Genomic DNA, 13257 nt, shown 5'->3' with positions numbered 1-13257 from the left:
GATGTTCAAGCATATCGCCCTTCCCCTGCTCCTGGTGCCGGCGGCCCTGCTGAGCGGCTGTGGCACCTACAATGGCGGGATGGAATCGCTCCACCAGCCGGTCGTTCAGCGCACCGACTATGCGCTCGACCTGACCGCCACCGACACCTCGCTTGCGCCCGGTGAGAGCGAACGCCTTGCCGGCTGGCTGCGCGCGATGCGCCCGGGCTATGGCGACCGCATCGCACTCGACGACGGCGCGGGTGGAACCACGGGCCGCGAGCAGGTTGCGGCAGAAGCCGGCCGCTACGGCCTGATGCTCAGCGACAGCGCGCCGGTCACCACGGGCGCGATCGCGCCGGGCACGGTTCGCGTCGTGGTGACGCGGATGAGCGCAAGCGTACCGAGCTGCCCCGATTTCTCGCGGGTCTACGAGCCCGACTATCAGGCGAGCACCACCTCGAACTTTGGCTGCGCGACGAACAGGAATCTCGCTGCCATGATCGCCAATCCGGCCGATCTGGTGCGTGGCGAGCCGGGATCGGGAACCTCCGATCCGGGCCAGATCACCAAGGCGATCAAGGCGTATCGCGAGGCCCCTCCGACGGGCGGCGGCGGCACCGCGGTGAAGGCCGAGAGCGCGGGAGGCAAGAAGTGAACGCACCCTTTAGTGGCGCACGCACCGCGCATCGCGAGCCATTCGTCGCCTTTGTCTGCGACGAGTCGACGGCGGAAGCGCTTCGCCCGATCGCGATCGAACAGGGCTGGAACCCCGAACGGGTCAACAAGGGCGGGCTGCGCAACGCGGTGCAGACGCTCTCGGTCTCGGCCAGCCCCAATGTGCTGTTCGTCGACCTCTCCGAAAGCGGCGATCCGCTGAACGACATCAACGCGCTTGCCGAAGTCTGCGAGCCGGGGACCGTCGTGATCGCATCGGGCCAGGTCAACGACGTCCGCCTGTACCGCGACCTCGTCGCCTCGGGTATCCAGGACTATCTGCTCAAGCCGCTCAACCCCGATGTGCTGCGTGAGACCTTCGTCCAGGCGCAGGCGGCGCTGAGCGCGCCCAAGCAGGCCGATGCCAGCTCGGACCGGCCGCATTGCGCGGTTGCCGTGATCGGCACGCGCGGCGGGGTCGGCGCATCGACGCTCGCGACCTCGATCGCGTGGCTGCTGAGCGAGAAGAGCGGCCGCACGACGGCGCTGCTCGATCTCGACGTGCATTTCGGGACCGGCGCGCTCGCGCTCGATCTCGAGCCGGGCCGCGGCCTCACCGACGCGATCGAGAATCCGAGCCGCATCGACGGGCTGTTCATTGAACGCGCGATGGTGAAGGCATCGGACAAGCTGGCGGTGCTGTCGGCCGAAGCGCCGATCAACTCGCCGGTGATGACCGACGGCGCAGCCTTCTTCCAGCTGCAGGAGGAAATCCGCAGCGCCTTCGAATGCACCGTGGTCGATCTGCCGCGGACGATGCTGGTCAACTATCCGCATCTGATCACCGATGTGCAGGTTGCGGTGCTGGTCACCGAGCTGACGCTGGCGGCGGCGCGCGATGCAATCCGCATCATCTCGTGGTTCAAGTCCAACGCACCCCATACCCAGGTGATTGTCGTCGCCAACCGCGTTCCCCCGGGGCAGCTCGAGATCAGCCGCAAGGACTTCGAAGGCTCGATCGAGCGCAAGATCGACTATCTCATCCCGTACGACCCAAAGACCGCAGTGCAGGCCGCCAAGCTGGGCAAGCCGCTGGCCGAAGCCGGCAAGGGCGTTAAGGGCCTGAGTTCGCTCGCCGAGATCGCCGAGCGCGTCGTCGCCTATACCGATGCCGGCGAGAGCGCGACGAGGGACGGCAAGGGCAAGGGTGACGCAGGCAAGGGCGGCTCGCTGCTCGGCAAGCTTTCGAGCCTGTCGATCAAGCTGCCCAGCAAGAAGAAGTAAGACGCGCCGGCCCACGCCGGCACGTCCAGGGTTCGGAGTCGTAGCAAGGCATGGATATGCTGCCGATCATGCTGCTCGCAGGAGGCGCCTTCACGGTGCTGCTGCTGCTCGTCCTCGCATTTTCGGGGCCGTCGGTTCAGAAGGCCAGCTCGCGCCGCCTGACCTCGGTCCGCGACCGCCATGCCGGGGTCGTCGGCACCGGTGCGGTCGAGGCGCAGATGCGCAGGATCTCGACCGCCCGTGCGAGTAACATGGACAAGGCGGCGGCGCGCCTCCTGCCCAATCCGGCGCTGCTCGGCAAACGGCTGGACATGACCGGCAAGGGGTGGTCGGTCGGCCAGTACGGGCTCGTCACGCTCTGCCTGACGCTGGTCGTCACCGCCGGCGTGGTGGTCCAGGGGCTGCCGCTCCTGCTCGCGCTGCTGGTCGGTCTGGTCATCGGGGTCGGCCTGCCGCACTTCATGGTCGGCTTCTTCATCAACAGGCGTATCGACAAGTTCACCGCCAAGTTCCCGGACGCGATCGAGCTGCTTGTGCGCGGCCTGCGCTCCGGCCTTCCGATCACCGAGACGATCGGCGTGGTCGGCGCCGAGGTCGAGGGGCCGGTGGGTGAGGAGTTCCGCTCGATCTCCGACAAGATGAAGATCGGCCGCACGCTCGACCAGGCGCTGCAGGAAACCGCGGACCGGCTCGGCACCCCCGAATTCCAGTTCTTCTGCATCACCATCGCGATCCAGCGTGAGACCGGCGGCAACCTCGCCGAAACCCTCGCCAACCTTGCCGATGTGCTGCGCAAGCGTGCGCAGATGAAGCTCAAGATCCGCGCCATGTCCTCGGAATCGAAGGCCTCGGCCTATATCATCGGATCGCTGCCCTTCATCGTGTTCGCGCTGATCTGGTTCATCAGCGGCGAATATATGCAGAAGTTCTTCGTCGACGAGCGGTTGATGATCGCCGGCGGCGGCGGCATCGTCTGGATGGGCATCGGCGCGCTCATCATGGCCAAGATGATCAGTTTCGAGATTTGATGCGATGATCAGCTCCCCTGACGGCCCCACCCTTCTTGGCGTCGATGTCATCTACGTCGCGACCTTGCTCGCGGGCGTTGCGGCGTTCTGCGTGCTCCTCGCCATCTATGCGGCGACCACGGTGCGCGATCCGATGGCGAAGCGTGTCAAGGCGCTCAACGAACGCCGCGAACAGCTCAAGGCCGGTATCAGCGCATCGACCAGCAAGCGCCGCGCCAAGCTGGTCCGCCAGAACGACACGACCGACCGCATCCGCTCGTTCCTGTCCTCGCTCAAGGTGCTTCAGGACGAGCAGGTCAAGGTCGCGCAGACCAAGCTGCTCCAGGCCGGCATCCGGTCCAAGGACTATGCCTATGCGGTGATCTTCGGGCGGATGGTCCTGCCGATCGTGATCGGCGGGCTCATGATCTTCCTCGTCTACGGCACCAGCATGTTCGCCGACTGGTCGCCGCTCAAGGCCTATGGCCTCGTCGCGGGCAGCCTCATCCTCGCCTATAAGGGCCCGGATATCTACCTCAAGAACAAGATCCAGAAGCGCAGCGACGCGATCCGGAAGGGCATTCCCGACGCACTCGACCTGCTGGTGATCTGCGCCGAGGCGGGTCTGACCGTCGATGCCGCGTTCGGCCGCGTCTCCAAGGAACTGGGCAAGGCCTATCCCGAGCTGGGCGAGGAATTCTCGCTCACCGCGATCGAGCTGGGCTTCCTCACCGATCGCCGTCAGGCGTTCGAGAATATGGCGCACCGCATCGACCTCGATTCGGTGCGCGGCGTGGTCACCACGATGATCCAGACCGAGAAATACGGCACCCCGCTCGCCTCGGCGCTGCGCGTGCTGTCGAACGAGTTCCGCAACGAACGCATGATGCGCGCCGAGGAAAAGGCCGCGCGCCTGCCCGCGATCATGACCGTGCCGCTGATCCTGTTCATCCTGCCCGTGCTGTTCGTCGTGATCCTCGGTCCGGCGGCCTGTTCGATCAACGATGCGCTGATGAGTGGCTAGGGCGCGGCCGGTGCGCACAAGCCGCTGGTCACGCCGCCCGCGTTGCAGCTAGGAAGTCCCGATGCCGTTCACCTCTCCCTTCGGATGGGTCCTGCTCGCCGCGGCGCTGGCGGCCGGATGGCTGCTTGGCGCCATGACCAGCCCCGAAGGGCGCAGATGGCGCAAGCGCTTTCGCGAGCGTGAGGTGATCATCGCCAAATACCGGCGCGAGATGGAGAAGGCGCTGGTCAAGGCGCGCGAACGCGTCCGCAAGCTCGAGCGCGACGCCGGCGGCGGCCCGCCTGAGGATTAGGCCGTGAACCCATAAACGACTGTTTTCGGCAAGGGGCTAAACGTCCGGAAATGGGTGGTTAGCTGCCGCTCCGGCGCTTCAGATAATCCTGCTGTTCCTCGAGCTCTTGCTCGGTGAAGAAGTGCTCTGGAAGCGTTTCGTCCGGCTCCCATTCCGCCTTGCCTTCCCAAGCATAAAACTGGCGCCAGAAGTCTCGGTCCGAATACGCGGTCAATGTGTGCACAAGAACCGCTCGCGGCATCGTCGAAACACGCACTTTGTCATTCTGCTGATGCACGACGCCAGCCTGCTGAGACTCTGCTCCCTCATCGCGCCAGACTTCGAATAGGAGCTTGTTCATGGGACGGGGCTAGCATCTTCCTGACGTGATGCGAATGTCCGCAATGGGGTCGCTTCGGGACAGTCCGCTTTTATGAGTCTGCGGCCTGGGCTCCGGTCACCAGCACGGCGCGGTAGTTCTCGATCACCTCGGCCAGCGGCTGGCCTTGCGCATCGACCACCAGCGCGCGATGCCGCAGGATCGTCGTGGGCGCCGCGCCTTCCCCGTCCCACAGGATACGTGTCGAAACCGTGCGGCGGCTGGGCGACAGCGGCAGGATCACGCGGCCGAACGGCACATCGCTGGTCTCCAGCGCCGCGTTCATCTCGGCGGTCAGGCGGCTGGCGACATACCAGTTGACCGCCTCCGACAGCACATGCTCACCACACATCAGGTGGACGCGGCGATAGGCGAGCCGCTCCCCCTCCGCATTCAGACGCCGGCGCGCAGCGGCCTCGCCCGCGACCAGCCGGTCGCGCCGCACCTGCGCATGCACGCGCGGCGCTCCTGCAAGCCCCAGCGCCGCGCAGCGCTCCTCGAGCACTTCGGTGGCGGTACGGCCATTCAGGAGTTCAGCGTTGAGGCGATCGACGGGATTCATTTCAAGGCGCGGTTTCAGACTTGCCGCGCCACCCATCGCCGCCACCCGCGTCAGCTCCCCCCGTTCGTTCGGGCCAGCGCCGCCTGCGCAGCGGCGAGCCGCGCGATGGGCACGCGATAGGGCGAGGCGGAGACATAGTCGAGACCTGTCTGCTCACAGAAGGCGATCGATGCCGGATCGCCGCCATGCTCGCCACAGATGCCGAGCTTGATCCCCGGCCGCGCCTTGCGCCCGCGCTCGGCCGCGATCTCGATCAGCTCGCCGACGCCCTCGACATCGATCGAGACGAACGGGTCGCGGGCATAGATGCCCTTCTCCACGTACGTCGTCAGGAACCGGCCGGCATCGTCGCGGCTGACACCCAGCGTCGTCTGGGTCAGGTCGTTGGTGCCGAAGCTGAAGAACTCGCCGACCTCGGCGATCTCGCCCGCGCGCAGCGCGGCGCGCGGCAGCTCGATCATCGTGCCGACCAGATACTCGATCGTGCGGCCCTTTTCGGCGAACACCGCCTGCGCGGCCTTGTCGACCACCGCCTTCATCAGCTCGAGCTCGCGCCGGGTCGCGACCAGCGGGATCATCACCTCGGGCACCGGCGCGGCACCGGATTTCTCCGCCACCTCGCACGCCGCCTCGAAGATCGCGCGCGCCTGCATCTCGTAGATTTCGGGATAGGTGACCCCAAGGCGGCAGCCGCGATGGCCGAGCATCGGGTTGAACTCGTGCAGCTCGGCGGCACGGCGGCGCAGCGTCTCGACGTCGAGGCCCGCAGCGGCCGCGACCTCGGCGAACTCGGCCTCCTCATGCGGCAGGAACTCGTGCAGCGGCGGATCGAGCAGGCGGATCGTGCAGGGCAACCCCGCCATCACCTCGAAGATCTCGGTGAAGTCCTTGCGCTGCTCGGGCAGCAGCTTGTCGAGCGCGGCGCGGCGGCCCTTCTCGTCCGCCGCCAGGATCATCTGGCGCACCGCGGTGATCCGCGCCGCGTCGAAGAACATATGCTCGGTGCGGCACAGGCCGATGCCCTCCGCGCCGAACTCGCGCGCGGTGCGGCAGTCGAGCGGAGTCTCGGCGTTGGTGCGCACCTTGAGGCGGCGGACCTTGTCGGCCCATTCCATCAGCGTGCCGAAGTCGCCCGCCAGCTCGGGCTGGATCGTCGGGACTTCGCCCAGCATCACCTCGCCGGTCGACCCGTCGATGGTGATCACCTCGCCCTCGCGGATTTCCCGCGTGCCGACCCGCATCAGGCCCTCTTTCGCGTTGATCGACAGCGTGCCCGCGCCCGAGACGCAGGGGCGCCCCATGCCGCGAGCGACGACCGCGGCGTGGCTGGTCATGCCACCCCGCGCCGTCAGAATGCCCTTGGCGGCATGCATGCCGTGAATGTCTTCAGGCGACGTCTCAACACGGACGAGGATCACGGCGTCACCGGCAGCAGCGCGCTTCTCGGCGGTATCGCTGTCGAACACCGCGAAGCCCGATGCCGCGCCCGGGCTGGCGGGCAGGCCCTTGGTCAGCACATCGCGTGCTGCTGCGGGATCGAGCGTCGGGTGGAGCAGCTGGTCGAGCGCCGCCGGGTCGACGCGGGCGATCGCTTCTTCCTGCGTGATCAGGCCTTCGCTCGCCATGTCGACCGCGATCTTGAGCGCCGCCTTCGCGGTGCGCTTGCCGCTGCGGGTCTGCAGCATCCACAGCTTGCCGCGCTCGACGGTGAACTCGATGTCCTGCATGTCGCGATAGTGGCGCTCGAGCTGGTCGAATACGCGCGCCAGCTCGCCATAGGCCTCCGGCATCGCCTCTTCCATCGACGCGGGCTTGGCCCCCGCCTTCTCGCGCGCCGCCTGGGTCAGATACTGCGGCGTGCGGATGCCCGCGACCACGTCCTCGCCCTGCGCGTTGATCAGGAACTCGCCATAATAGGCGTTCTCGCCCGTCGCCGGGTCGCGGGTGAACGCCACGCCCGTCGCCGAGGTGTCGCCCATATTGCCGAACACCATCGCCTGGACGTTGACCGCGGTGCCCCAATCGCCCGGAATGTCGTTGAGACGGCGATAGACCTTGGCGCGCTCCGACTGCCACGAACCGAACACCGCGCCGATCGCGCCCCATAGCTGGTCGTGCACATCCTGCGGGAAGGCCTTGCCGTCCCACAATTCGACCACCAGCGCCTTATACTCGGCGACCAGCGCCTGCCAGTCGCTCGCGGTCATCTCGGTGTCGAGATGATAGCCGCGATCCTCCTTGGCGATCTCCAGCGCTTCCTCGAACCGGCCATGGTCGAGCTCGAGCACCACGTCCGAATACATCTGGATGAAGCGGCGATAGCTGTCCCAGGCGAAGCGCGCGTCGCCGCTGATTGCGGCCAGCCCTTCGACGGTCGCATCGTTGAGGCCGAGGTTGAGGACGGTGTCCATCATGCCCGGCATCGACGCGCGCGCGCCCGAACGGACCGAGACCAGCAGCGGATCGGCGGCAACGCCGAACTTCTTGCCGGTGATCCCTTCGATATGCGCGACGCCATTGGCGACCTCAGCCTTCAGGCTGTCGGGGAAGGTCCCGCCATTCTCGTAATAGAGCGCACACACGGGGGTCGAAATCGTGAAGCCGGGGGGCACGGGCAGGCCGATCGAGGCCATGCCGTCGAGATTGGCACCCTTGCCGCCGAGCAGATTCTTGTCGCCGGCGCCGCCGTCCGAAACATCGCCGCCGAAGCGATACACATAACGAGTCATTCAAACCCCTTCCGTGGCGCCCTCCCCGGCGCGTTGGGCGCGCCTACCGCAGGTGCGAAGAAGGGGGAAGACCCTGTCCAGCGCTGTCACCGAACAGATTTGCTTGTGTTGCGGAAAATCGCGTGCGGTTGGGGGCCAAATCCTCCCCGGTACGGGGAGGATTTCGAATCCTACCGTCTACCCCTCGATCTTCCCGAAATCGGCCACTCGATGCACCGCATCGCGCATCCGCGCCAGCAGCGCGAGCCGCGACTCGCGCTTGGCCGGATCGGCATCGTTGACGGTCACATCGGTGAAGAAGGCGTCGATCGGCGCGCGCAGCGTCGCGAGCGCGGCCATCGCCTCCTCGAACCGCTCGCCCTCGACCGCCGCGGCAGCCTTGGGCTCCGCCGCATCGAGCGCTTCGATCAGCGCCGCCTCGGCGGGTTCGGTCGCATAGGTCGGCGCGGACCAGTCGGAGTCGGTGACGCCCTCCTTCTTGAGAATGTTCGCCGCGCGCTTGTACCCGGCGAGCAGGTTGGCACCGTCGTCGGTGGCCATGAACGCCTGCAACGCATGCACCCGCGCGAGCAGCCGGACGAGATCGTCTTCGCCGCCGAGCGCGAACACCGCATCGATCAGGTCGTGACGGACACCGGCTTCGCGCTGCTGGACCTTGAGGCGGTCGGCGATGAATTCGCCGACCCTGGTATCAAACCCTTCGAGATCATGGCCAGCGTATCGCAGCCACATGCTGGAGAAGCGCAGTGTTTCGACGAGCTTCATTCGAAGCTGATTACCCATGATGAGCGCGAGCACACCGATAGCTGCTCGACGAAGCGCAAACGGGTCCTTCGACCCAGTCGGCAGCAGGTTCACGCCGAAGAAAGCCGACAAGGTATCCAGCTTGTCCGCCAGCGATACCGCCACCGTGACCGGCGCAGTCGGCACGTCATCGCCTTGCCCAACCGGCTTGTAGTGGTCACGCACCGCCTCCGCGACCGCCGAATCCTCACCTTGCGCTGCGGCGTAATAGCCGCCCATCAGGCCCTGAAGCTCGGGGAATTCGCCGACCATGCCGGTGACGAGATCGGCCTTGGCCAGCCTCGCGGCGCGCTCGGCCTTATCGGCGAGCGAATAGCCCTCTCCCCCCTGGGGAGAGGGTTGGGAGAGGGGCCTGTCCGCGGGCGATGCGCTCGGTGAGACACCGGCCCCCTCACCCCGGCCCTCTCCCCGATGGGGAGAGGGAGAGGAACCGACAATCCCCTCTTCTACCAGCCAGCGCGCCAGCTTCGCCACCCGCTCGACCTTGTCGGCGACCGTGCCCAGCTTCTCGTGGAACACGATCTTCTCGAGCTTCCTCGCCTGCTCCTCCAGCGGCACCTTCAAATCCGTCTCGTAGAAGAAGCGCGCATCGCTCAGCCGGGCCGCGAGTACCTTCTGGTTGCCCTCGACGATCTTGGCGCCGCCATCGGCCGCGTCGATATTCGCGGTGCACACGAACGCGTTCGCCAGCTTCCCGGCGGTGTCCTGACACACGAAATATTTCTGGTTCACGCGCGCCGTCAGCTGGATCACCTCGGGCGGCACATCGAGAAACGCTTCGTCGAAGCGGCCGAGCAAAGGCACCGGCCATTCGGTCAGGCCGGCATTCTCGATCAGCAGCCCCTCGTCCTCGATCAGCGTGAGGCCGGCCTTGTTCGCCACCATCTTGGCGCCGAGCGCGATGGTGACGCGGCGTTCGGCCTGGTCGACCACGACATGGCAGGCACGCAGCTTCTCGACATAATCCGAAGCCGACCCGATGGTGATCGCACCCGGATGGTGGAAGCGATGACCCACCGTCGCCGCGCCCGAACGGACGCCCGCGACCTCGAACTCTACCACGTCGTCGCCGAACAGCGCGACGATGCCCTGCAGCGGACGCACCCAGCGCAGGCTTTCGGTCGACAGCGACGCCTCGCCCCAGCGCATCGACTTGGGCCAGGGGAAGGCGCGGACGATCGCCGGAACCGCCGTCGCCAGCACTTCCGCAGTCGCCTGACCCGGCTTGTCGATCACCGCGAACAAAGTCGCGCGGCCCTTGACGTCGCGCGTCTCCAGCGCGTCGCGGGTCAGCCCGGCCTTGCGCAGGAAGCCGTCGATCGCCGCATCGGGCGCGTCGGCGGGCGGCCCCTTCAGTTCCTCGCTCACCGCCTGCGTCTGCGCGGGCAGGTCGCGCGCGATCAGCGTCAGCCGCCGCGGGGTGGCATAGGTAACGATCTCGCCGGCCTTGAGACCGGCCTTGTCCAGCTCGGCCGTGAACAGACGCGCAAGGTCCTCTCGCGCCTTGTCCTGCATGCGGGCGGGGATTTCCTCCGAGCGGAGTTCGAGCAGGAAATCACTCACAGCGACCACTCCGGATATTTGGCGGTCCAATCGGGGGTCATGTGCGCGATCCACGCCTCGCAGCTGCCCTTGGCCAGGTCGCGGACGCGGCCGATATAGGCCTGGCGCTCGGCGACCGAGATGACGCCGCGCGCTTGCAGCAGGTTGAAGATGTGGCTCGCCTCGATCGCCTGCTCATAGGCCGCGATCGGCACATTGTTGGTCAGGCAGTTCTCGCACTCGGCGACCGCCTTGCGGAACGAATCGAACAGCGTCTCGGTATCGGCGACCTCGAAGTTGTACTTCGACATCTGCTTTTCGTTCTCGAGGAAGACGTCGCCATAGGTGAACTGCGCCTGCCCCTCACCGGCGTCATTGAACGCCAGGTCGTACACGCTGTCCTTGTTCTGGATGTACATGGCGAGCCGCTCGAGCCCGTAGGTCAGCTCGCCCGCGACCGGCTTGCAGTCGAAGCCGCCCATCTGCTGGAAATAGGTGAACTGGGTCACCTCCATCCCGTCGCACCACACTTCCCAGCCCAGGCCCCAGGCGCCGAGCGTCGGCGATTCCCAATCGTCCTCGACGAAGCGGATGTCGTGCCTGGTGAAATCGATCCCGATCGCGGCAAGGCTACCCAGGTACAGTTCCTGCAAATCGGGCGGGCTCGGCTTCAGGATCACCTGATACTGGTAATAATGCTGCAGCCGGTTGGGGTTCTCGCCATAGCGGCCGTCGGTCGGGCGACGGCACGGCTGGACGAACGCCGCGTTCCACGGATCGGGGCCGAGCGCGCGCAGCGTCGTCGCGGTATGGAAGGTGCCCGCGCCCATGCGCATGTCATAGGGCTGAAGGATCAGGCATCCCCGCTGGCTCCAGTAATCGTGGAGCTTGAGGATCATGCCCTGGAAGCTGAGCGGCTGGGTCATAGGGTTCGCGCTTTGGCGCAGGGGCCATGCACGGTCAACTGCTCGCACCTGTCCCGCCGGAAACCTGTGGCATCGGGAACAGGACCGGCCTCCACTGGTTAACGGCGCGACAGTTGACGGCCCGGTGACATATGGGCTTGGTAGGACCCAGATGCTCCGACGCACATTTCCCATCCTCTCCGCCTTCCTCCTCTCCAGCTGCTCGCTGTTCGGCACCAATGCCGATCCGGCCTTGTGGGTGGTGAAGGATGACGACACGACGATCTATCTGTTCGGCACGGTCCATGTGCTCGAGCCGGGCACGCGCTGGTTCGACGACGGCGTGCGCGAGGCGTTCGACGCCAGCGACGAGCTGGTGCTGGAAATCGCCAGGCCCGATCCGGCCGCGATCGCCGCGCTCACCGCCCAGCTCGGCACGCGCGGCGGCCCGCCCTTCGCGCCGGAGGTCGACGAAGCCGCGCAGAAGCTCGGCATGGCCAAGGGCGAGATCGACAGGATGGAGCCTTGGCTGGCGGCGCTCACCCTGAGCCAGCGCGCGGTGGTGAAGGCGGGCTATTCCTCCGACGACGGCGTCGAGGCCGCGCTGTCGAGCGCAGCGGAAAGCGCAGGCAAGCCGGTCAAGGCGCTGGAGAGCGCGCGCGGCCAGCTGATGCTGTTCGACAACCTCTCCGGCGCGGCGCAGAGCGCAATGCTCGGCGCGACGGTCAAGGAACTGCCAAGCGCGGGCGAGCGGCTCGGGCGCTTCGTCAAGGCGTGGGGCGCGGGCGATGCCGAGAGCGTGGGCGCCGAGATGAACCGCGTGGCGCAGGCCTCGCCCGAGCTGGCCGAAACGCTGGTCGCGCGCCGCAACGCCCATTGGGCGGACTGGGTCGCGGCGCGGATGGCGCAGCCCGGCACCGTCTTCGTCGCGGTCGGCGCCGGGCATCTGGCGGGCAAGGGCAGCGTCCAGACGCTGCTCGGCGAGAAGGGCCTGACGGTCGAGCGAGTGGCGTACTAGGTTCCCCAAAACTCCTCCCCGGTACGGGGAGGGGGACCGCCGCGAAGCGGTGGTGGAGGGGCCGCCGCGCAGACGGCGGTGCGTGCGGCCAGGTTCACCGCCCTCTGCGGGGCGGCCCCTCCGTCATCGCTGCGCGATGCCACCTCCCCGTGCCGGGGAGGATTGGGTTGCCTTTCCCCTCCCCCTCCCCTATAGGCGCGCGCTTCGATCAGGGTCATCCCTGGAGGCCTGGTCGAAGATGAACCAATTAGCGCACAGGAATTCGACACATGAGCGATACGCTTACGCTGTCGGCCGAGACGCGCGACCGGGTTGGCAAGGGAGCCTCCCGTGCGCTTCGTCGTGAAGGCCGCGTACCCGCCGTTATCTACGGCAACAATCAGGAACCGCTGAGCATCCACCTTGAAGAGCGCGCGCTCACCAAGGCGCTGAACACCGGCCACTTCTTCAACTCGGTCATCATGATCGAGGGCGCTGACGGCAAGCCGGTCCGCACCCTCGCCAAGGATGCCGCACTTGACGTCGTGACCGACCGCCCGGTCCATGTCGACTTCCTGCGCATCTCCGAGCACGCCAAGGTCCACGTGAACGTGCCCGTCGCGTTCTCCGGCGAAGACGCTTCGCCCGGCCTCAAGAAGGGCGGCGTGCTCAACATCGTCCGTCACGAGCTCGAACTGGTCTGCGACGCGGCCGAGATCCCCAGCGAGATCACCATCTCGCTCGACGGTCTCGACGTCGGCGCCTCGATCCACATCTCGAACATCACCCTGCCCAAGGGCGTCGAGAGCGCGATCGAAGACCGCGACTTCACCATCGCCACCATCGTCGCTCCGTCGGCGCTGAAGTCCGAGGAAGCCGAAGCGGCTGCCGAGGCGGAAGCTCCGGCTGAAGCCGAAGCCGAAGCGCCGGCCGAAGAGGCTGCCGCCGAGGGCGAGACCGAGGCGAAGGAAGGCGAGTAAGCCTTTCCCGCCCTTTCGGGTTATTCTAGAGCGCCCTCGCACCCCGGTGCGGGGGCGTTTTATTTGGTTGCGGTGCCAGCCCGCTCCCCCACCCGGCCACCCAACGCCAGTATATTCTATGGGTGGCCGGGTGGGGG

General features: G+C 66.7%; 12 protein-coding genes. 7 read left to right on the top strand and 5 right to left on the bottom strand.

Annotation, left to right across the window (positions count from 1 at the left end; all coding sequences use genetic code 11):
- The first annotated feature begins 1 nt into the window (after nucleotide 1).
- The 5 genes from AC07TU_RS05450 to AC07TU_RS05430 all read left to right on the top strand — a co-directional run bounded on the left by AC07TU_RS05450 (nucleotide 2) and on the right by AC07TU_RS05430 (nucleotide 4243).
- Nucleotides 2-637 (top strand): CpaD family pilus assembly protein, encoded by a 636-nt coding sequence (locus AC07TU_RS05450; RefSeq protein WP_495186908.1) that lies wholly within the window; start codon nucleotides 2-4, stop codon nucleotides 635-637.
- A complete protein-coding gene (locus AC07TU_RS05445; RefSeq protein WP_495186907.1) occupies nucleotides 634-1920 on the top strand; it encodes a CpaE/TadZ family protein in 1287 nt (428 codons plus the stop codon). Before AC07TU_RS05450 ends, AC07TU_RS05445 begins: the two co-directional genes overlap by 4 nt.
- A gap of 50 nt (nucleotides 1921-1970) precedes the next feature.
- Nucleotides 1971-2948, top strand: coding sequence for a type II secretion system F family protein (locus tag AC07TU_RS05440; protein WP_495186906.1), 978 nt, complete (start codon nucleotides 1971-1973; stop codon nucleotides 2946-2948).
- A gap of 4 nt (nucleotides 2949-2952) precedes the next feature.
- Nucleotides 2953-3951 (top strand): type II secretion system F family protein, encoded by a 999-nt coding sequence (locus AC07TU_RS05435; RefSeq protein ID WP_495186905.1) that lies wholly within the window; start codon nucleotides 2953-2955, stop codon nucleotides 3949-3951.
- Between the two features lie 61 nt (nucleotides 3952-4012).
- A complete protein-coding gene (locus AC07TU_RS05430) occupies nucleotides 4013-4243 on the top strand; it encodes a hypothetical protein (RefSeq protein WP_495186904.1) in 231 nt (76 codons plus the stop codon).
- Nucleotides 4244-4301: 58 nt separating this feature from the next.
- Here AC07TU_RS05430 and AC07TU_RS05425 read toward each other — a convergent pair whose 3' ends face one another.
- The 5 genes from AC07TU_RS05425 to AC07TU_RS05405 all read right to left on the bottom strand — a co-directional run bounded on the left by AC07TU_RS05425 (nucleotide 4302) and on the right by AC07TU_RS05405 (nucleotide 11164).
- Nucleotides 4302-4583 (bottom strand): hypothetical protein, encoded by a 282-nt coding sequence (locus AC07TU_RS05425; protein ID WP_495186903.1) that lies wholly within the window; start codon nucleotides 4581-4583, stop codon nucleotides 4302-4304.
- A gap of 70 nt (nucleotides 4584-4653) precedes the next feature.
- Nucleotides 4654-5163, bottom strand: a complete 510-nt coding sequence (locus AC07TU_RS05420) for a chorismate--pyruvate lyase family protein (protein WP_495186902.1) — start codon at nucleotides 5161-5163, stop codon at nucleotides 4654-4656.
- Between the two features lie 50 nt (nucleotides 5164-5213).
- A complete protein-coding gene (ppdK, locus tag AC07TU_RS05415) occupies nucleotides 5214-7892 on the bottom strand; it encodes a pyruvate, phosphate dikinase (protein ID WP_495186901.1) in 2679 nt (892 codons plus the stop codon).
- 177 nt (nucleotides 7893-8069) lie between these two features.
- A complete protein-coding gene (gene glyS, locus AC07TU_RS05410) occupies nucleotides 8070-10259 on the bottom strand; it encodes a glycine--tRNA ligase subunit beta (protein ID WP_495186900.1) in 2190 nt (729 codons plus the stop codon).
- Nucleotides 10256-11164 (bottom strand): glycine--tRNA ligase subunit alpha, encoded by a 909-nt coding sequence (locus tag AC07TU_RS05405; RefSeq protein WP_495186899.1) that lies wholly within the window; start codon nucleotides 11162-11164, stop codon nucleotides 10256-10258. Before AC07TU_RS05405 ends, glyS begins: the two co-directional genes overlap by 4 nt.
- Before the next feature lie 151 nt (nucleotides 11165-11315).
- On the opposite strand from AC07TU_RS05405, the gene AC07TU_RS05400 reads away from it, so the two are divergent.
- Nucleotides 11316-12161: a TraB/GumN family protein gene (locus AC07TU_RS05400; RefSeq protein WP_495186898.1), complete on the top strand. Its 846-nt coding sequence runs from the start codon at nucleotides 11316-11318 to the stop codon at nucleotides 12159-12161.
- A gap of 269 nt (nucleotides 12162-12430) precedes the next feature.
- Nucleotides 12431-13120, top strand: coding sequence for a 50S ribosomal protein L25/general stress protein Ctc (locus AC07TU_RS05395; RefSeq protein WP_495186897.1), 690 nt, complete (start codon nucleotides 12431-12433; stop codon nucleotides 13118-13120).
- Nucleotides 13121-13257: the final 137 nt, after the last annotated feature.

Source organism: Sphingomonas sp. GW821-FHT03E12 (assembly GCF_059420685.1).
The sequence above is the reverse complement of the archived record's forward strand: the minus strand, read 5'-3'. Positions and strand labels throughout refer to the sequence as shown.